The following is an 18,027-nucleotide window of genomic DNA, read 5'->3' on the forward strand; positions in this document are numbered from 1 at the left end:
GACGAGTTCGGTGGTTCGAATCCATCATCCTCCACCAGTATTATGGCGGTCGTGGCGAAGGGGTTAACGCACCGGATTGTGGCTCCGGCATTCGTGGGTTCAAGTCCCATCGATCGCCCCATAATAATCTTACCAACTGTGAGACATTAGCTCAGTTGGTAGAGCACCTGACTTTTAATCAGGGTGTCGTAGGTTCGAATCCTACATGTCTCATGCTTCATAATATGCGGTCGTGGCGGAATTGGCAGACGCGCACGGTTCAGGTCCGTGTGGGCTAACCCCCCGTGGAGGTTCGAGTCCTCTCGACCGCACCATAACTTGCGGAAGTGGCTCAGCGGTAGAGCATCGCCTTGCCAAGGCGAGGGTCGCGGGTTCGATTCCCGTCTTCCGCTCCATATGTGCCCTTAGCTCAGCTGGATAGAGCGTTTGACTACGAATCAAAAGGTCGGGAGTTCGAATCTCTCAGGGCACGCCATTTACATCCATGATTGTCTTCGGGACGTAGCTCAGCTTGGTAGAGCACCTGGTTTGGGACCAGGGGGTCGCATGTTCAAATCGTGTCGTCCCGACCATCATATGTTGCGGGTGTAGTTCAATGGTAGAACTTTAGCCTTCCAAGCTAATAGCGTGGGTTCGATTCCCATCACCCGCTCCAGAATATTAAACGTCTGAAACCCTTGTGGCGCAAGGGTTTTTTCTTTGCGCAAAATTCGACAAACGACAGAACAAATTAAGAAACTCCGGCTTGACGTCCTCCCGCAGAGCCGCTATGAAGTGCTGAATTTACTATAACTGAATAAATCATCTCTTCAATTCCGAAAATCCAACAAACATCCCTCCCAAGTAACATATTTCGCCAATCAGGAAGGACTATCCTCCTATGTTGTAGAATATTGTCATAAAAGGGGAGGGGTTGTATTCATGGCAAGACGTAGAAGTAAGAAGCGGCAGCAGGAGGACGCACTTGATGCATTCTTAAAAGCATCGGTTTTGCTTGTAGCGTGGTTCTCATATTACTTGAGTAAGTCCTTTCAGGTAACAGGAGTGATTACAGGGGCTTACATAGGTTTGCTCTTTGTCATAGGTTACGCAATAAAACAACAGCGTAAGGAAAGGCTGCGCAGCTCCAGAATCGATGATATTGACAAGATGGAAGGGCGGCAATTCGAGAAATACTTGGTGCAGCTCTTCACTCGAATGGGTTATCAGGTAAATCTCACGCCAGCGGCGGGGGATTACGGAGCGGATCTGATCCTCCTGAAGAATGGGAAAAAGATTGCTGTGCAGGCCAAACGCTACAGCAAGAATGTAGGGGTTAAGGCAGTGCAGGAGGTACAGACCTCCGTTGCCTATTATGGTGCGTCAGAGGCTTGGGTGATTACAAATGCGGACTATACCGAGCAAGCTTACACACTGGCGAAATCGAACTCTGTCAGGCTGATTAATCGCGAAGAGCTTATTGAAATGATATTAAGAATGAAGTCAGCCGGTAAAGCCAAGAGCCAGGCGAAGGCAGTATGAAGCTCTCTATAAGTAATAAAAAGAAGAATAATTAGGAGGCGGCAAAGTGAAGTGCATTAGATTTGTTATTACAGTTGTTTTATTAAGCCTTGTATTTAATTCCCATTATGTTTTAGCGGATGAGGCGCAATGGCTAGAAAGAGCCCTGGTGTGTGACCCAGGGCTCTCCTTCTGTCCCATGGGGCAGAGATGGGCATAGAAGTTTTACAATGCGTTACATCCTCATCGCATTCATGTCGTGCTTGTTTTGTATGCATTCTGAAAATAGGCGTTTACTGCAGGGGGTATCCTGCTTTGTCCCTGAACGAGCCAATCAATATCATAATGAAATCGAACAGAATTCCGATTCCACCGAGACCTAGCGTGAAAAAGTAAAGAAGTCCTGTGCCAACCTTGCCCACATAGAACCGATGGAAGCCGAATCCCCCTAAGAAAAAGCATAGCAGCAAGGCAACAATAGTGCTTTTGGGCTGATAGGGATACGGGCCATTGTTAATAATAATGTGAGGAACAGCTTGCGGAGAAGATTGATGGTTAGGCGGTTGGTATTGGTTCATAATTCATAAAAGCCCCTCTCGGACGTAGGTAATAATAACCATATTGAAATTCTCTATTTTTTTGAGAATTCCTGCCTATAAATATAATAAATTTTATAAATAGAATTATGATCCTCTCGCTGGCTCAGAAGGGGGAGGGGATCTGATCGAAAGAAACCAAGAGATGACGCTGACGCGCCACCTCTTGGTCGAATAGCTGCTGGTACTGGTCTGGTGTGATGCCAAAGGCTTGCTTGAAGGCTGCTTCTGCTGACTGGCTGGCTGTTAGAGAGAGGAAGCGAGCGAGCTTGTCGTAGCCGTAAGCTTGGATAAGCATCTGAGTGGCTGCAATGATCCAACTGTCCTGATTTGTGTATGTCCATAGCTCAGGCACTTCCGTGTTGGACTGTGCGATGTCCTCCCAACTGCTCGCAGCCATTGCGGTGTTCCAGTCTGTTCGTTGCTCTCTGATGGCCCAGGCGACATGGTGAGCGATCCCCTCATCTAGCCAGACGGGAAGCTTGCTCGTACTGCCGAACGCATGACGCATCAGCCAATGGGTATACTCATGAGCAGCTAGCGTGAGCATCGTTTCCGTTGAACGATCGAACTGCGAGGTTAATAGAATGACATTGGATTCGAAGTAGAACGTTGCATAATGCTCGGGATAGTAGGCCAGCCAGAGCTTGCTTGTCCATGTGCGCAGGCTGTCGGCAGTGGATAATACGATAATGGAGGGCGGTTTGGCCTCAACCTGGTTCACTTGGGGAAACCAAGCGGCGATGCGGGGCATAACTGTCTGATCCAGATAAGCATCATAGTGCTGCAACTGCTCTATTGTCACATTCTCATCCCCATAATAATCTCCACGAACTCCTGCTACATGAACCGGCATCGCCTGCAGCTTGTACGTCATGCGATCGAATCCAGGCTCGGTCCAAGGCGCTGTGATGTCCACAATCCCTCTCCCGCCACCGATAGAGCTCCAGCTTACCTTGGCGCCTAGCCCTTCGGAAATGACACGCAGCGGCACCATGAGTCGCCCATTGTTCAGTGTCGGACTGCCAGCAAGTTCCACTGTGGCATCGTTCAAGATCGCTTGCTTGCGATTTAGCCACACCGTAATCTCTTGTCGAATTGGCTCCGTCAGGGTGACCTTGATCGGTGATTTCATATTCTGCCAATCCACCTTTGCCCCAAGGGCTTCAGATACAAATCGCAGTGGCACATAGGTCAGATGTAGCTTGGAATCCACATATGCCGGGCTTTCCTTCATATCGACAGTCTTGCCATTCACCCGGATGGTAACCTCGGATTGAAGGGTTGCTGCTTGCGCGGCATGAGGAATGGACAGGTTATTCAGCATGAGAGCAACAATGAAGACGAATAGTAGCAGACGTAGTCGCCAAAGCATTTTAATCTACCTCCTGGACGTAATGCGTAATGCGTAATGCGTAAGGTTTTAAACACAGATTTCTATAGAGCCTTCCTTGCTCCATATCTATAGGATTGTACTTTCATAACAGCCAAAAGTTGCAGTTGTCCGAATGTGTACTTATATAAGGTCAGGGGTGAGGTTCCCTTGAGCAGCCCACGCTTCAAAAGTGTGAGTGTGAGTGATGTATTCGGTTGGCATCAAGGAATTTGCAAGGAAGCTATTGTCAATGGGAGGAGGAATCGGTTATAATGCAGTTAAGTAAAGCGCTTACCCCAATTGAATAGAAGAAAAATGAAGGAGCTCTTTCTCTACACAGTGCGGCGAACTGCTTGAGGTTCGACTGACCGCGGTTATGCTGCGAAGCAACACGCGCTTGGAGTTGCGTGCGATGATAATTATATTGTGATAATCAGGTAGCATGATGATGTAACGTTAGCGGCAGTTGTAGCAAGAAAGAGAGATTTTTCATTATTTTTTTGATTTTTGGTTAAGCGCATACCCTAATGGGAGGTGCAGGATGGGAACGATTCGACTAACAATGGCGCAGGCGCTGGTACGTTTTTTGGATAACCAGTACATTGAGCTCGATGGTGTCGAGAGCAAGTTCGTGCGGGGCGTAATGGGCATTTTCGGGCACGGCAATGTAACGGGCATCGGCGAGGCGCTGGAGAATGACAGGGGGCAATTAACGTTCATTCAAGGCAAAAATGAGCAGGGTATGGCACATGCGGCGATGGCATTCGCGAAGCAGCGGAGCCGGCTGGAAATATATGCGTGCACCTCTTCTATCGGACCAGGAGCACTCAACATGGTGACGGCAGCAGGGACAGCGACTGTGAACCGGATTCCGGTACTGTTCCTGCCGGGCGACATCTTCGCTTGCCGTCAGCCGGACCCGGTGCTGCAGCAGATCGAGAACCCGGCGGATTATACGGTGTCGGCCAATGATGCATTTAAGCCGGTCAGCCGTTACTGGGATCGGATCACTAGACCGGAACAACTGATGAGCGCTGCGCTGCAGGCGATGCGGGTGCTGACCGATCCGGCGGATACTGGTGCGGTGACGCTGTCGCTGCCACAGGATGTGCAGTGTGAGGCGTATGACTATCCGCAGAGCTTCTTCCGCAAGCGTGTCCATCACATTGACCGGAGGCTGCCAGGGAGAGCTGCGCTGGAGCGTGCAGCAGAGCTTATTACGGGCAAGAAGCGCCCGCTCATCATTGCAGGAGGAGGCGTGCATTACTCTTGTGCGCAATCGGAGTTGAGAGCGTTTGCAGAGCGATTCGGTATTCCGGTGACGGAGACACAGGCAGGCAAAAGCGCGGTATCGTGGCAGCATCCATTATACATGGGCGCTGTTGGGGTCACCGGCTCGCTGGCCGCCAACAAGCTGGCGAAGGAGGCGGATCTGGTGCTTTGTGTCGGTACACGGCTGGCAGACTTCCCTACGGCCTCCAAGAGCGCCTTCTGCAATCCGCAGGTCGAATTCCTGTCTATTAATGTCAGCGAATTGGACGCGATCAAGCTGGAGGCTGCCAGGCTGGTTGCTGATGCGAAGGAAGCATTGCAAGCGCTTGCTCCGAGGCTGGCAGAGCGGGGGTATCAGGCGGGATACGCTAGTGGAGAACTGCAGGCGCTGAAGCAGGAGTGGGATGCCGAGGTGGAACGGCTGTATGGAGTCGAACGCGAGGATGGGCTGGCGCAGACGCGAGTGCTGGGCGAGCTGAATCGCTTCTTGGGTGAGGACGATGTCATCGTCTGCGCAGCCGGGAGCTTGCCTGGCGATCTGCATCGTCTCTGGCGCTGCGAGCAGCCGCAAACCTATCATATGGAATACGGCTTCTCCTGTATGGGCTACGAGGTATCAGGTGCGCTGGGTGTCAAGCTGGCGGAGCCGCAGCGCGAGGTCTATGCACTTGTAGGAGATGGCAGCTTCCTTATGCTTCATTCGGAGCTGTTGACCAGCATCCAGGAGGGGCGGAAGATTCAGGTCGTGCTCCTGAACAATCACGGTTATCAATGTATTCATAACCTGCAACGAGGTCATGGCAGCTCTGGCTTCGGCAATGAGTTCCGCTTCCGGTCGGAGGATAGCGGGAGGCTGACAGGAGGCTATGTACCCGTCAACTTTGCCTTGATCGCCGAGGGGCTGGGGGTTGCGTCCTATCGCGCCGAGACAGTCGAGGAGCTGCGTGCGGCGCTGGAGCTGGCGAAGGTGGAGCCAGGCTCGACGCTGATCGAGGTGCAGGTGCTGCCGGGTACGAATACTGGAGATTATGAGTCATGGTGGCGAGTAGGGGTTGCTGAGGTATCGGAAAGCGAGGCCGTGCTAAGCGCTGCGAAGGAGCAGGAGGAGCGGCTGAAGCAGGTACGACCGATTTAATATACCTGTAGACGAATCAATGGATAGAGGAGGCAGGCGATGGCAAGCTTGAAGCTGGGGATTTCACCGATTAACTGGGTGAACGAGGATGTGCTGGAGCTGGGTGATCATTATACATTTGAGGAATTAATGAAGGATTTTGAATCGCTGGGCTTTGCGGCGACGGAGAATTGTCGCAAATTCCCCAAGGATGCCAAGGCTCTGAAGGCGGCGCTTGCGGAGCGCGGCATTCAATTGACCTCGCAGTGGAAGGGCGTGCTGTTCTCCGATCCGTCACGCCGGACGGAGGAGCTGGCAGCATACCGAAGCCATGTTGAATTTCTGCATGAGATGGGCAGCAAGGTCGTCGTGACCTGCGAGCTGGGCGGCTCGATTATCGGCGATCCGCGGCGCGACCGTGCAGAGCGCACGGTGCTGCCGCTAACGGATGAGGAATGGGGCCATATGGTCGAGGGGCTGCATCAGGCGGGGGCGATCTGCCGCGAGTATGGCATGAAGCTGGTCTATCATTACCATATGGGCACGAATGTGGAGCGGGGCGCGGAGATCGATCGCCTCATGCGCACGACGGACCCCGAGCTGGTATCGCTGCTCTATGATACCGGTCACGCGTATTATGGCGGAAGCGATCCGCTGGAGCTGCTGGAGCGACATGGCAGCCGGGTCGGCTATGTCCATCTGAAGGACGTCCGGCAGGAGGTGCTGGAGCGGGTGGAGCGTGACGGGATTCCGTTCCAGACTGCGGTCATTGAGGGCGTGTTCACGGTGCCAGGCGATGGGGCGATTGATTTCGTACCGATCTTCGCCAAGCTGCGCGAGCTGGGATACGACGATTGGATGATTATTGAGGCGGAGCAAGACCCTGCGGTGGCTAATCCCTATGAATATGCGAAGAAATCGCTGGCTTACATCGAGCAGGCGGCTGGAGCAGGCTCGCAATAGGCTACAGATACGATAAAGACGAAGGCAGTGTGGAGCCTGATTCTATCGGAAGAAGAATCGGGCGAACGCCACACTCTAGGAAGAGTGCGCTCTTGGCTGATGCGACCATGACGATGGGGTGACAGGAGCATGACGAGCCGACCGAAGGCAACGGGTCCCAACGATGAATCAAAGGCTCACGGTCTTTGATATGTACGGAGAATAGAGTCAACTAATACGAGGTTCATGCAGGAGGATGAAGATGGCAGAGCTTATTGTACCAACGAGACAGCCGGATCATGAGGGGAAGGTACTGGAGATTACGCCACAGTCGGCTGGCTGGGCATATGTCGGCTTTGAGGTGTTCAGCCTGAAGCCTGGACAGCGGCTGAGCAGAAAGACAGAGGATAAAGAGTATTGTCTGGTTGTGCTCTCTGGCCGGGGCGAGGTGTCGACCCGCGAGCTGCCATGTGAGGAGATCGGCCAGCGAATGAGCATATTCGAGCAAATACCGCCATTTAGCGTCTATGTACCTCCGGGAGATGAGCTTCATCTGCAAGCACGGACGGATATGGAGGTCGCGCTCTGCTCGGCTCCGGGCAAGGGCAGCTATGCAGCTCGGGTGATCCGTCCTGAGCAGGTGGGGGTTGAGCGGCGCGGCTATGGCAATATGGAACGGCATATTCATAACATTCTGCCCGAGCAGGAGCTGGCTGATTGTCTGCTTGTGGTCGAGGTGTTCACACCAGGCGGCCATTGGTCGAGCTATCCACCGCACAAGCATGACCGCAACAATCTGCCCAACGAGTCGCAGTTGGAGGAGACCTACTACCATCGGGTGAAGCAGGCAGGCGGATTCGCTGTGCAGCGTGTCTACACGATTGATGATCCTGAGCCGCTGAATGAGACGCTAACCGTGCGAGACGGAGATGTGGTGCTGGTGCCCAAGGGCTTCCATCCAGTCTCAGCGCCGCCGGGCTATGACCTGTATTATCTCAATGTCATGGCCGGCCCGATCCGTACATGGAAATTTTACAATGATCCGGCTCATGAGTGGCTGATGCCGCCAGCGCCGACCAAGGAGGAGCAGAAATGAACGGCATCGTGTTTCCTGACCATCGGGAGCTGGATTTTGTGGCGCTGGGCAGAGTCTGTGTCGATCTGAATGCCAATGAGCGCAACCGTCCGATGGAAGAGACGGTCACCTTCACCAAATATGTCGGCGGCTCGCCTGCCAATATTACAATTGCGCTGGCACGGCTCGGCATGCGCACGGGCTTCATCGGCAAGATCGCTGATGATGCGCTTGGACGGTTCATCCGTGGGTATCTGGAGCGTATGAGCATCCGCACTGACAATATCGTGACGGATGACAGCGGCGCAGTGACTGGGCTAGCGCTTACGGAGATCAAGTCGCCGACCGATTGCAGCATTCTGATGTATCGTGAGCACGCGGCTGATCTGGAGCTGCGGCCCAATGAAGTGCAGGAGGAGATGATTGCGAGGTCCAGGGCGCTGCTGATCTCCGGCACGGCGCTTGCCAAAAGCCCGTCGCGCGAGGCGGTATTCCAGGCGCTGGCCTATGCGCGCAAGCATAAGACGGTGACGATCCTCGACATCGACTATCGCGCATTCACTTGGAGGTCGCTGGATGAAGCGAGTATCTACTGCAACCTGGCGGCAGCGCAGTGCGACATTCTGCTTGGCGGGCGCGAGGAGTTCGACCTGCTGGAGAGAACCTCCGGGCCAAGGGGCGAGGGGGATGAGGCGACGGCACGGCACTGGTTCGAGCAAGGAGCACAGCTCGTGGTGGTCAAGCACGGCGGGCACGGCTCGGTTGTATTCACACCCGATGGGGTGAGCCATCGGGGCGGTATTTTCCCGGCGAAGCAGATGGTGAAGACGTTCGGAGCAGGCGACGCCTATGCAGGAGCTTTCATCTACTCCCTGATGCATGGCCGACCACTGGAGGCTTGCCAGCAGTATGGCAGCGCGGCAGCGTCGATCGTCGTGTCCAGCCATAGCTGCTCGGATGCGATGCCGACGGTGGAGCAGATCGATGCGTTGATTGCAGAGTTCAGTAGTGAAGAGGGGGAGACACCATGACAGCAGAGGTAAGAGCGGTGCAGAACTATATTGGAGGAAAATGGACGGATGCTGGCACAAGCCGTACCGAGCAGGTGGTTAATCCGGCTACAGGCGAGGTGATTGCAACGGTGCCGTTGTCTACGGCAGCGGATGTAGAGCAGGCTGTAGCGGTGGCTCAGGCAGCATTCCAAGAATGGAGCCGCGTGCCCGTGCCGCGTCGCGCACGGATCATGTTCGCGTACCAGCAGTTGCTGGTGAAGCATTGGGATGAGCTGGCGAAGCTGATCACGATCGAGAACGGCAAAAATCTGGCGGAGGCGCAGGGTGAGGTACAGCGCGGCATTGAATGTGTCGAATTCGCTGCGGGCGCGCCAAGCCTGATGATGGGGAGCACGCTGCCAGATATTGCGACGGGGCTGGAATCCTCAATGTACCGTTATCCACTCGGGGTCATCGGCGGCATTACGCCGTTTAACTTCCCGATGATGGTGCCATGCTGGATGTTCCCGCTCGCGATTGCCTGCGGCAATACGTTCGTACTCAAGCCATCGGAGCGGACGCCGCTGCTGGCATGCCGTCTGGCTGAGCTGCTGCAGGAGGCGGGGCTGCCGGATGGTGTGTTCAACATCGTGCATGGCGCTCATGAGGTCGTGAACGGGCTGCTGGAGCACGAGGATGTGAAGGCGATCTCCTTCGTCGGCTCGCAGCCGGTGGCTGAATACGTGTATAAGACGGCAGCAGCTCATGGGAAGCGGGTGCAGGCGCTGGGCGGAGCGAAGAACCATTCGATCGTCCTGCCGGATGCTGATCTGGAGCTGGCAGTGAAGGAGATCACGAATGCGGCCTTCGGTTCTGCGGGCGAACGCTGTATGGCATGCTCGGTCGTGGTGGCTGTAGGCGAGACAGCGGATGAGCTTACGGAGCGCTTGCTTGCGGCGGCCAAGGGGCTATCGATCGGCAGCGGACTGACGCCAGGCAACTTCCTCGGGCCGGTCATTCGCGAGGGTCATAAGGAGCGCACCGCCTCCTATATTCGTAGCGGCATCGAGGAGGGGGCGAAGCTGCTGCTCGATGGCCGGGAGTGCGAGGCGAGCCAGGGAGAAGGGTACTTCGTCGGGCCGACGATCTTCGATCATGCGCAGCCTGGGATGACAATCTGGCGCGACGAGATTTTTGCTCCGGTGCTGCAGATTGTCCGTGTGGCGACGCTGGAAGAGGCGATCGAGCTGACGAATGGCTCAGAGTTCGCTAATGGAGCCTGCTTGTATACGACGAGCCTGAGTGCGGTGCGCACGTTCCGTGAGACGATCGATGCGGGGATGCTGGGTGTTAATGTCGGGGTTCCGGCACCGATGGCGTTCTTCCCGTTCTCTGGATATAAGAAATCATTCTATGGCGACCTGCACGCAAATGGACGCGATGGCGTGGAGTTTTTCACTCGGAAGAAGATGGTTGTCGCACGGTACTAGGATGTAGAGTCTTGACATAAGTACGCTGGCATCGCAAGGGGCAACCGAACATGGCTGCGGCACAATAAGGAGTCGAAGGCGACGGACACGATTGTTCCGCAGAGCGGTGGCCGTCTCTGTAGATGGGTTATTGGAAGGATTGTTTTCGAGTGATATGGAGCTTGAAACAGCATAAGGCTGGAGCATGATGAGGAGAGGGGACGGCAGGCAGATGAAGCAAGTGAAGCTTGGAATTATAGGCGCAGGACGAATCGGTAAGCTGCATGCCGAGAATATGAGGGGGCTGCCGCAGGCGCAGGTGCGGGCGATCTCGGATCTGTATCCGGATTCGCTCCAGAGCTGGGCAGACGCTAGCGGTCTGCCAGGGGTGCGCGTTAGCGGGAGCTATCGGGACATACTGGACGATGCGGAGATTGAGGCGGTGCTCATCTGCTCGCCCACTGATACGCATATTGACTTGATCAAGGAGGCGCTGCAGGCAGGCAAGCATATCTTCTGCGAGAAGCCGATCAGCTTCAATCTGCGTGAGACGGCACAGATTGTGGAGCTGGTGAAGGCGAAGGGGCTGAAGTTCCAGACGGGCTTCAATCGCCGATTCGATCATAATATGAGCCGTGTGCAGGAGCTGGTGCGCGCAGGACGGATCGGTGAGCCGCACCTGCTGCGCATCACCTCGCGCGACCCGGAGCCGCCGCCAGAATCGTATATCGCCAGCTCAGGCGGGCTGTTCATCGATATGGCGATCCATGATTTTGATCTGGCGCGATTCATGATGAACAGTGAAGTCGTCGAGGTATACGCTCAAGGCGCGGTGCTGATCGATCCGGTCTTCGCGAAGCATGACGACATCGATACGGCGACGATCTCCCTGCGCTTCGCGAGCGGTGCACTGGGAGTCATCGACAATAGCCGCAAGGCGCATTATTATGATCAGCGTGTCGAGGTGTTCGGCTCGGAGGGATGTCTGAGCATCCAGAACGATACACCGAATACAGCGGAGCTGCACACTGCGGCAGGCGTCTACCGCGATAAGCCTCTTTATTTCTTCCTGGAGCGGTACACCGGGGCGTATGTGCGGGAGCTGGAATCGTTCGTGCAGGCGATAGCTGGTGGAGCTGACGTTCCGGTGAGCGCGTATGATGGCTATCAGGCGGAGCTGATCGCTCACGCCGCCAAGCTCTCGCTGCGTGAGCGGCGGCCGGTCGCCCTGCAGGAGCTGGAGGTTGCGCTGCAACAGCAGCAGTGGGCGCAGGAATAGCCAGCAAGCGTCAGGCAGCGGGCGTGGCGGGGCATATGTGATTGTGATGCGCTGGCAAGCCTTCAGCTTGCAGTTGGAGCCTGTATAGTGGAAGGCTGCATCACCTGTGTAAAGCAAGTGCTAGGTCTGAACACACGCGGTCATCTATGGTTCATAGAATAAGCATCGCATAAGATAAGCGCGTCATTCAGGGAGAGCTCTCATGAGCCTCCCTAGTTTTTTTTCGACAGAAGACCAGATCTGATCCGTTCAGAGTTTTCAGACACGCACTGGTAGTATGACATCGATTTTCGGGCTCAAACCAGAAATCAGTGCTTGACTTGGGCCGAGATGAGACGCTACGGGACAGAGGGTTCTTCCGATTGCTTTTAAAGCCCGATTCCTTTTATTTATATGAGAACTATGGTGGGAATCGGTCTTTAAAGGCGAACACTGACGTTTCTCCAGAATCCCTCCGCCCCTCCGCTAAGCTCTGTTTTCTGTCAAGCACTGATTATTAGGTTGAGCCGATTTTCGAGTTCTATCTATAATTCTGTATTCCAGTCCATATAGCCCTTTGTCAGCTTTCGCGTGAGATGTACGGCTTCCTCACGATCCTTGACTGGGGCTGATAGTACATAACCATCATTATGATTCCATCCCGTCGGTTGCCCATCAATATAGGTCATTAAAATTGTAAATGCTGTAAAATCCTCATTTATGAATATATCCCCAAGCGATATGAGGCTTGTGCTGCCCTCGTCATTAAACTGAACATATCCTAACACGGCGGGTTTATTCTCTTGATAAGCAATCTCTACATAGGTCTGGTCGCCTTGTAAACTGAATCTGTCGTCTTGAATTTCAAAATAACCTTGAAACTTATGCTTACCCCAAAGGCTTTTTTCGAATTTCCCCTTGACTCTCAAGTTCACCTCATGCTTGAAGCTGTCATTGTCATTACCGGACTGATAAACGATGCCTGTTAGCGTCATATCTCTCTGCTGTGGATATGTGATGATCATTATTATAATTGATATAGTAAGTAGAATTGGAATAATGATCATCCCTGTTTTTCTTGCTGTTGGATTCATCGACTTCCATCTTCTCATCATACGATGTAATCCCCCATTCAAGTCGTTGTTTCCTAAGATGAGTATTCTGAGATACATTATATCATTTCCAAAATAGGCGTTTGAAAGTTGAGAAACATTACATAAATCCCCAAGAACTAATCAAATTTCAATCGGTCCTTGGAGATTTTGTTTTAGTTTACATGTGCAGGGTGATATGCTAGTGGAGGGTGGTAACTGCCTTGTACAATATTATTCCTCCTATATTCAAATTTGTCGACTGAATACATAGTGTGAGCTCCAAAATTACTAAAGTGCTCTACAGCTTTTGAAACACTAGCATAATGGTTTGAGTACTGAGTTTCAACTTGATGAACAGGTGTTGCAGAATATGCTTGACCATTTGGTCTTATCCCACGAAAGTTATGCTGAACATCCATTGTTGCGGTATGTGTAGCCATTGTCAATACATAGCTTCCATTTGAATTATTTGAGGTGTGTTGCACCCAAGAGTAGCACATAATAGACGAACCTGCTCCCCAAATTTCATAATCTGATTGAGCCAGATTCGGAGGACTACTATTAGGGAACAACAGTTCATAGGGAAGCCATTCCACAACCTTTATCATTGAGATGGCTTTTTGTACATAAATTGAAACCAATTGATTAAGGAATGTGGCAGTTTGATTTGTTTCTACCCATAGATCAAGATCGATTCTACTTGCCAAATTACTTTGTAAACCTTTAGGTGCTGCATAAATCTCATATATAGTATGTGTCTGGCTTCCACTAATTTGGTAAATTGGACCTATGGAATACCAATTATTATTTATGGAAGATGGGACACCGGGGGTGTTAGACAAGATGCTGTGCTCTCCACTCATAGTTGAAACTAAAGAAGAAACTTCATTCTCTGTTAATTTTTTTACACCCATTGCATATAAGTCCTCTTCAATATTTGAATATTCTGACTGTAGTGTAGTTGGATTCTCACCCTTTATTTGAGCAGAAATAATTTTTGTGGAAGCTTGCATCAATTCCTCGAATTTGTCTTGAATTTGAGTTTTATCAATTGAGTTATTGGTATTAAATGGTCTTTTCAAATCCTTCTCGCTAATGTTATGAAAAAATTCAGATGGCAAAGAAATGCGTGATGCAATTTCATTTGTATTTTTTTCGTAAAAAGAGTTGGCAAAACTAGTAGAAGTAACCATTAAGCATGAAATTAAGAAGAAAATTGACAACGAAAACACTTTCTTCAAAGTCACTCACCTCTTTTATTTTCTTATTTTTATGTGTTTCAAATTTGAGAAAATCAGCTTTATGTATAATCTTTGCTGAAAAATTATAGGGATTTGAAATATAAAAAAATTTAGTCTGTCCCCCTTTCTGATACCTTCCTTCCGAACCCTATATTAAGTAAGACGTTTGAAATTTGAAAAAGTTTCACTTATTTATAAATAATTAAATATATTACAATTTTTATTATAATTTGTAGTGAGGAAATGTCGCGAGAAGCGGCAAAGGATTAGATGACGAAAGAAAAAGCAAATTCATAGAGCAGCCGCTGATTATGCTGGGCAAATGCAAAAGGAAAAGCTTCTGTGATTCCGATAACCTATCCTGATAAGCAACATAACAGTGGAGATACAGTCATAGGGGGAATGTGGTAACTATAGACGATGTATCGCGGTGAGCCGGTAATCCGCTCAGATGCTCATGCACCAGCTTCCAGTTCCCCTGTTCATCCTTCAAGAATACGTTGGTGGCTCTGCCGCTGCCTTGAACGAACTTGCCATTCGCATAGCCTTCATAGTGATAATAATAGATGCAGGTCGCCGCATTCGCCGTATTCACCAACCACTGAACGTGGGAAGCAGCGTACTTTTCCTCATGAATCATCCTCCAGGCATTCTCGAAATAATGACGAATCTCGTCGATCGTCTTACACTCTTTATCTCCAAACCAATAGACGGCATGGGGATGCAGCATCTTCGCCACGTTGTCGAACTCATGGCTATTGGTGGCCTGTATGTATTGTTCGAGCGCTTGTTCCGGGTGCACTACATATCTCATCCCTTCAAATTATACTCATAATTTCCATTAGACGGAAATATAATCCCGAAGGTTGCCGACCAATCGATAATGGCTCACAAATTGTATTTCCCAATCTCCCACACCATCGATATACTGGATAGAGACGGTGTCTATGGAGGGCCCTGCCAACACACCGCTTCAGGGGCTGGTCTGCCTGTGAGACGGGAGGCGCGCAGTGGCAGGGCTCCAGAGTCATCGTGAAACCATATGACAGATGGGGGAAGACAAGTTGAACAAGAGAATAGCGATGCTGCTGGTGCTCGTGATGGTGTTGGCATCAGGGGGGCAGCTTCCTGCGGCGCAGGCAAGCGCAGGCAAGAGCGCACAAGGAACCGAGAGCACGATGATCGTCAATGGAGAGCGCTGGTATATCTACGGCTATAATATTGATTATGCCAATTATTTCAGACTGCGTGACGTCGCCGTCGCCATGAACAATACGCCAAGCGAATTCAATGTCGGCTGGAACAGCCAGGCCAATGCGATTGCATTGACAAGCGAACAGCCGTACACGGGCGAGAGACCTGCGGATAACTTCGGATGGGATAGTAAACGTGCTGTTCCATCATCATCCGCACTGATCGTCGATGGCAAGGCGCACACGATGCAGGCCTATGTGATTGATCAAGAGACGTATTTTCAGCTTCGTGATCTGGCGGCGATTACTGGCTTCCAAGTAGCCTATGACCGGGCCAACGACACGATCTATATGAATAGCAAGGCGCCCAAGGATGCCTATCGCGCAGCATCCAAGGGAACACTGGAGAATAATGCACAAGGCAGAGAGTACACACGCTGGGCGAGCCCGATCCAGCAATATGTGTATGCGAACAAGGATCAGACCTTGACAACGGTCGATGCGTCGGACAAGCTCTACATTCATACATACAATGACCGCTTCGAGCTCGTCTCCTCCGTGGCGCTGGACTATGAGCTGCCTATGTTTGGCGCCTTCTACAGCGGCTCTGACTACAACTACATTGTATTCGGGCAGGAAAATAAAGCGGAGAAGGACAGCCTGGAAGTGCTGCGCGTGGTGAAGTATGATAAGCAATTCAAGCGCATATCCAGCGCGGCGGTAACCAATGCTTATACGGTCATTCCGTTTGATGCGGGCTCGGCGCGGCTGGCGGAGCAAGGCAGCACGCTCGTGCTTCATACGGCAAGAGAGCGCTATACAACAGAGGACGGATTGAATCACCAATCCCAGCTTACAGTCATGATCGATAGCGAGAAGATGCAGGTCACCAATGATCTGGGACGGTTTCAAAAGAATCATGTCAGTCATTCCTTTGACCAATACGTGCTGTTCGACGGAGCTGAGCATGTGCTGCTGGATCATGGCGATGCCTACCCACGGTCGATCGTCATCCAGAAGGGCGACGGGCTGAGCTATGTGGAACGTGATGTCGTTACGATCCCCGGACGAATCGGGGCCAATGCAACAGGCGTATCGTTGGGCGGATTCGAACAATCTGGCAGCTCATACCTGGTGGCGTATAACACGATCAATCATAATGCTGCAACCGAGTATACAAGCTATGAGATTAGCGGTGCAGACGACCGTGAGCGTGAGATTAAGATTGCAGCCGTGCCGCGCAGCAACGTGGAGCAGGGGGACATCACCTATACGTCGATCGCGAGCTATATCGGTAAAAAACAGCGGGCTTCCGTTCCCCAGCTCGTCAAGCTTAGCGAGGAAAGCTTCATGCTGCTGTGGCAGGAGTTCGAGAGTGACGATTATGATGCTGCATCCTTGGTCAAGTATGTGCGACTGGATGGCAAGGGCAATAAGGTGGGAGCGATCAAGAGCGTTCGCTACTTCAAGCTATCCCAGGTGTCACCCATTGTATATAATAATCGGATCGTATGGTTCACTAATGAACAGAATCAGAGGACATTCTATACGATTCCATTGACGTAGTGAATCGGCCGGCGCTTCTATAGCGTCGGCTGGATCGGAGTAGGTTCAATATCTGCTGCTGTAGCGTCGGTCACAACAACAGCCTTAGTTCGGACGCGCCCGGACTAAGGCTGTGTGTTCTGTTACAGACACTTGCCGTTCACTGCAGCGCCAGATTGTGCTCGATCAGCTCGATGCGCTGAGCGACAGCGGCGAAGGAGCGCATCGCGTCCTGTGGCGTATGCAGCACATAATCTAGCAGTCGGTCGACGCTTGTTGACGCAACATGAATGCGGGTATCCGAAGAGGCATAGTAGATATACACTTCACCGTTATCGGCTGCAATGACGCCGTTGCAGAAGACGACATTGGACACATCGCCGATTCGCTCGTCGCCCTCGGGTGCAATCAGATAGCCGCCAGGCCGATGGGTGACGTGATAGGGCTTCTCCAGATCGGAGAGGAAGGCGTAGAGCACATAACGCAGTCCTGCTGCTGTATTTCTGACTCCGTGGGCGATGTGCAGCCAGCCGCGCTCCGTTTTGATTGGCGCCGGCCCCTGGCCGTTCTTTACTTCTTTGATTGTATGATAATACCGTTCGTCGATGATCATCTCCTTGTCAATCACCGCATGCTCGATGGAGGCGGACAGTCCCCAGCCGATGCCGCCGCCCGAGCCGGTGTCAATGAAGCCATCCTGCGGACGTGTATAGAAGGCATAGTGTCCGTCGACAAATTCCGGGTGCAGCACGACGTTGCGCTGCTGAGCGGACGCTGTCTTCAGATCATCGAGGCGCTCCCAGCTTGTCAGATCCTTGGTGCGAGCGATGCCGCATTGGGCGATAGCGCTGGACAGATCTCCCGGAACTGCGTCCGGGTCCTTGCGCTCGGTGCAGAACAGGCCGTAGATCCAGCCGTCCTCATGTGCAACCAGGCGCATATCGTAGACATTCGTATCGGGGACCTCCGTCTCTGGCAGAACGACCGGGCGGTCCCAGAAGCGGAAGCCGTCTACGCCGTTATCACTTTCAGCAACCGCAAAAAATGATTTCCGATCAGCGCCTTCCACACGGGCTACCAGATAAAATTTCCCGTTTAAAGAGATGGCTCCGGGATTAAAAACCGCGTTAACCCCGATCCGTTCGGAGAAATAAGGGTTCGTTGCCGGGTCGAAATCATATTTCCAGATCAGCGGAGCGTGCGCTGCTGTCAATACAGGATAGTGATACCGGTCATAGACTCCGTTTCCGGCAGGAACGATGTCATTGCGGCGGGCAATAAGCGACTCGTATTGCTCTGTCAGAAGCTGTTTTCTTTGTTCAAAAATCCCCATATGAACTCCCTCGCTTTATGATGGTATA

General features: G+C 52.1%; 14 protein-coding genes and 7 tRNA genes. 15 read left to right on the plus strand and 6 right to left on the minus strand.

Features of this window, described 5'->3' with window-relative positions; genetic code table 11:
• Nucleotides 1–45: 45 nt before the first annotated feature.
• From ACY1JZ_RS24240 to ACY1JZ_RS24275, 8 genes are all read left to right on the plus strand, one after another.
• A tRNA-His gene (locus ACY1JZ_RS24240) sits at nt 46–121 on the plus strand.
• A 19-nt stretch (nt 122–140) separates the two neighbouring features.
• A tRNA-Lys gene (locus tag ACY1JZ_RS24245) sits at nt 141–213 on the plus strand.
• Between the two features lie 13 nt (nt 214–226).
• A tRNA-Leu gene (locus ACY1JZ_RS24250) sits at nt 227–314 on the plus strand.
• 6 nt (nt 315–320) lie between these two features.
• Nucleotides 321–395: transfer RNA gene (locus tag ACY1JZ_RS24255), tRNA-Gly, on the plus strand.
• Nucleotides 396–398: 3 nt separating this feature from the next.
• Nucleotides 399–475 (plus strand) — tRNA-Arg (locus ACY1JZ_RS24260).
• 20 nt (nt 476–495) lie between these two features.
• A tRNA-Pro gene (locus tag ACY1JZ_RS24265) sits at nt 496–572 on the plus strand.
• 9 nt (nt 573–581) lie between these two features.
• Nucleotides 582–655, plus strand: a tRNA-Gly gene (locus ACY1JZ_RS24270).
• 266 nt (nt 656–921) lie between these two features.
• Nucleotides 922–1,521, plus strand: a complete 600-nt coding sequence (locus ACY1JZ_RS24275) for a restriction endonuclease (protein ID WP_462631297.1) — start codon at nt 922–924, stop codon at nt 1,519–1,521.
• 272 nt (nt 1,522–1,793) lie between these two features.
• On the opposite strand, the gene ACY1JZ_RS24280 is transcribed toward ACY1JZ_RS24275, so the two are convergent.
• Both ACY1JZ_RS24280 and ACY1JZ_RS24285 read right to left on the minus strand, forming a co-directional pair.
• Nucleotides 1,794–2,078 carry a TM2 domain-containing protein gene (locus ACY1JZ_RS24280; protein ID WP_462631298.1) on the minus strand — a complete coding sequence of 95 codons (285 nt, stop codon included), beginning with the start codon at nt 2,076–2,078 and terminating at the stop codon, nt 1,794–1,796.
• Nucleotides 2,079–2,202: 124 nt separating this feature from the next.
• Nucleotides 2,203–3,471 carry a copper amine oxidase N-terminal domain-containing protein gene (locus ACY1JZ_RS24285; RefSeq protein ID WP_462631299.1) on the minus strand — a complete coding sequence of 423 codons (1,269 nt, stop codon included), beginning with the start codon at nt 3,469–3,471 and terminating at the stop codon, nt 2,203–2,205.
• Nucleotides 3,472–4,012: 541 nt separating this feature from the next.
• Between ACY1JZ_RS24285 and iolD the strand changes: the two genes are divergently transcribed.
• The 6 genes from iolD (at nt 4,013) to iolG (ending at nt 11,614) form a co-directional block, all read left to right on the plus strand.
• Nucleotides 4,013–5,878, plus strand: coding sequence for a 3D-(3,5/4)-trihydroxycyclohexane-1,2-dione acylhydrolase (decyclizing) (gene iolD / locus ACY1JZ_RS24290; protein ID WP_462631300.1), 1,866 nt, complete (start codon nt 4,013–4,015; stop codon nt 5,876–5,878).
• Between the two features lie 39 nt (nt 5,879–5,917).
• Complete coding sequence (gene iolE, locus ACY1JZ_RS24295; RefSeq protein WP_462631302.1) at nt 5,918–6,820, plus strand: myo-inosose-2 dehydratase; 903 nt, start codon at nt 5,918–5,920, stop codon at nt 6,818–6,820.
• Nucleotides 6,821–7,061: 241 nt separating this feature from the next.
• The gene (gene iolB, locus ACY1JZ_RS24300; RefSeq protein ID WP_462631303.1) at nt 7,062–7,895 is read left to right on the plus strand and encodes a 5-deoxy-glucuronate isomerase; all 834 of its coding nucleotides are present in this window, start codon (nt 7,062–7,064) and stop codon (nt 7,893–7,895) included.
• Nucleotides 7,892–8,905: a 5-dehydro-2-deoxygluconokinase gene (gene iolC, locus ACY1JZ_RS24305; protein ID WP_462631305.1), complete on the plus strand. Its 1,014-nt coding sequence runs from the start codon at nt 7,892–7,894 to the stop codon at nt 8,903–8,905. Before iolB ends, iolC begins: the two co-directional genes overlap by 4 nt.
• Entirely contained in the window at nt 8,902–10,356 is a 1,455-nt protein-coding gene (locus ACY1JZ_RS24310) for a CoA-acylating methylmalonate-semialdehyde dehydrogenase (RefSeq protein ID WP_462631307.1), read from the plus strand. Before iolC ends, ACY1JZ_RS24310 begins: the two co-directional genes overlap by 4 nt.
• Nucleotides 10,357–10,567: 211 nt before the next feature.
• On the plus strand, nt 10,568–11,614 hold the full coding sequence (gene iolG / locus ACY1JZ_RS24315) for an inositol 2-dehydrogenase (RefSeq protein ID WP_462631309.1): 1,047 nt from the start codon (nt 10,568–10,570) through the stop codon (nt 11,612–11,614).
• Nucleotides 11,615–12,138: 524 nt separating this feature from the next.
• Here iolG and ACY1JZ_RS24320 read toward each other — a convergent pair.
• The 3 genes from ACY1JZ_RS24320 to ACY1JZ_RS24330 form a co-directional block, all read right to left on the minus strand.
• Nucleotides 12,139–12,708: a hypothetical protein gene (locus ACY1JZ_RS24320; RefSeq protein WP_462631311.1), complete on the minus strand. Its 570-nt coding sequence runs from the start codon at nt 12,706–12,708 to the stop codon at nt 12,139–12,141.
• 152 nt (nt 12,709–12,860) lie between these two features.
• Nucleotides 12,861–13,928 carry a hypothetical protein gene (locus ACY1JZ_RS24325; protein ID WP_462631312.1) on the minus strand — a complete coding sequence of 356 codons (1,068 nt, stop codon included), beginning with the start codon at nt 13,926–13,928 and terminating at the stop codon, nt 12,861–12,863.
• A 391-nt stretch (nt 13,929–14,319) separates the two neighbouring features.
• A complete protein-coding gene (locus ACY1JZ_RS24330; protein ID WP_462631313.1) occupies nt 14,320–14,730 on the minus strand; it encodes a YybH family protein in 411 nt (136 codons plus the stop codon).
• A 262-nt stretch (nt 14,731–14,992) separates the two neighbouring features.
• Here ACY1JZ_RS24330 and ACY1JZ_RS24335 point away from each other — a divergent pair, with 262 nt between their 5' ends.
• Nucleotides 14,993–16,687, plus strand: a complete 1,695-nt coding sequence (locus ACY1JZ_RS24335; protein ID WP_462631314.1) for a hypothetical protein — start codon at nt 14,993–14,995, stop codon at nt 16,685–16,687.
• A 139-nt stretch (nt 16,688–16,826) separates the two neighbouring features.
• On the opposite strand, the gene ACY1JZ_RS24340 is transcribed toward ACY1JZ_RS24335, so the two are convergent.
• Complete coding sequence (locus tag ACY1JZ_RS24340; protein WP_462631315.1) at nt 16,827–17,999, minus strand: glycoside hydrolase family 130 protein; 1,173 nt, start codon at nt 17,997–17,999, stop codon at nt 16,827–16,829.
• Nucleotides 18,000–18,027 lie beyond the last annotated feature (28 nt).

Source organism: Paenibacillus sp. J5 (assembly GCF_054955055.1).

Coding starts and splice junctions, on each gene's coding strand:
- iolD (WP_462631300.1), top strand. CDS start 4,013: ATGGGAACGATTCGACTAACAATGGCGCAGGCGCTGGTACGTTTTTTG.
- iolG (WP_462631309.1), top strand. CDS start 10,568: ATGAAGCAAGTGAAGCTTGGAATTATAGGCGCAGGACGAATCGGTAAG.
- iolC (WP_462631305.1), top strand. CDS start 7,892: ATGAACGGCATCGTGTTTCCTGACCATCGGGAGCTGGATTTTGTGGCG.
- iolE (WP_462631302.1), top strand. CDS start 5,918: ATGGCAAGCTTGAAGCTGGGGATTTCACCGATTAACTGGGTGAACGAG.
- ACY1JZ_RS24275 (WP_462631297.1), top strand. CDS start 922: ATGGCAAGACGTAGAAGTAAGAAGCGGCAGCAGGAGGACGCACTTGAT.
- ACY1JZ_RS24285 (WP_462631299.1), bottom strand. CDS start 3,471: ATGCTTTGGCGACTACGTCTGCTACTATTCGTCTTCATTGTTGCTCTC.
- ACY1JZ_RS24320 (WP_462631311.1), bottom strand. CDS start 12,708: ATGATGAGAAGATGGAAGTCGATGAATCCAACAGCAAGAAAAACAGGG.
- ACY1JZ_RS24340 (WP_462631315.1), bottom strand. CDS start 17,999: ATGGGGATTTTTGAACAAAGAAAACAGCTTCTGACAGAGCAATACGAG.
- ACY1JZ_RS24310 (WP_462631307.1), top strand. CDS start 8,902: ATGACAGCAGAGGTAAGAGCGGTGCAGAACTATATTGGAGGAAAATGG.
- iolB (WP_462631303.1), top strand. CDS start 7,062: ATGGCAGAGCTTATTGTACCAACGAGACAGCCGGATCATGAGGGGAAG.
- ACY1JZ_RS24280 (WP_462631298.1), bottom strand. CDS start 2,078: ATGAACCAATACCAACCGCCTAACCATCAATCTTCTCCGCAAGCTGTT.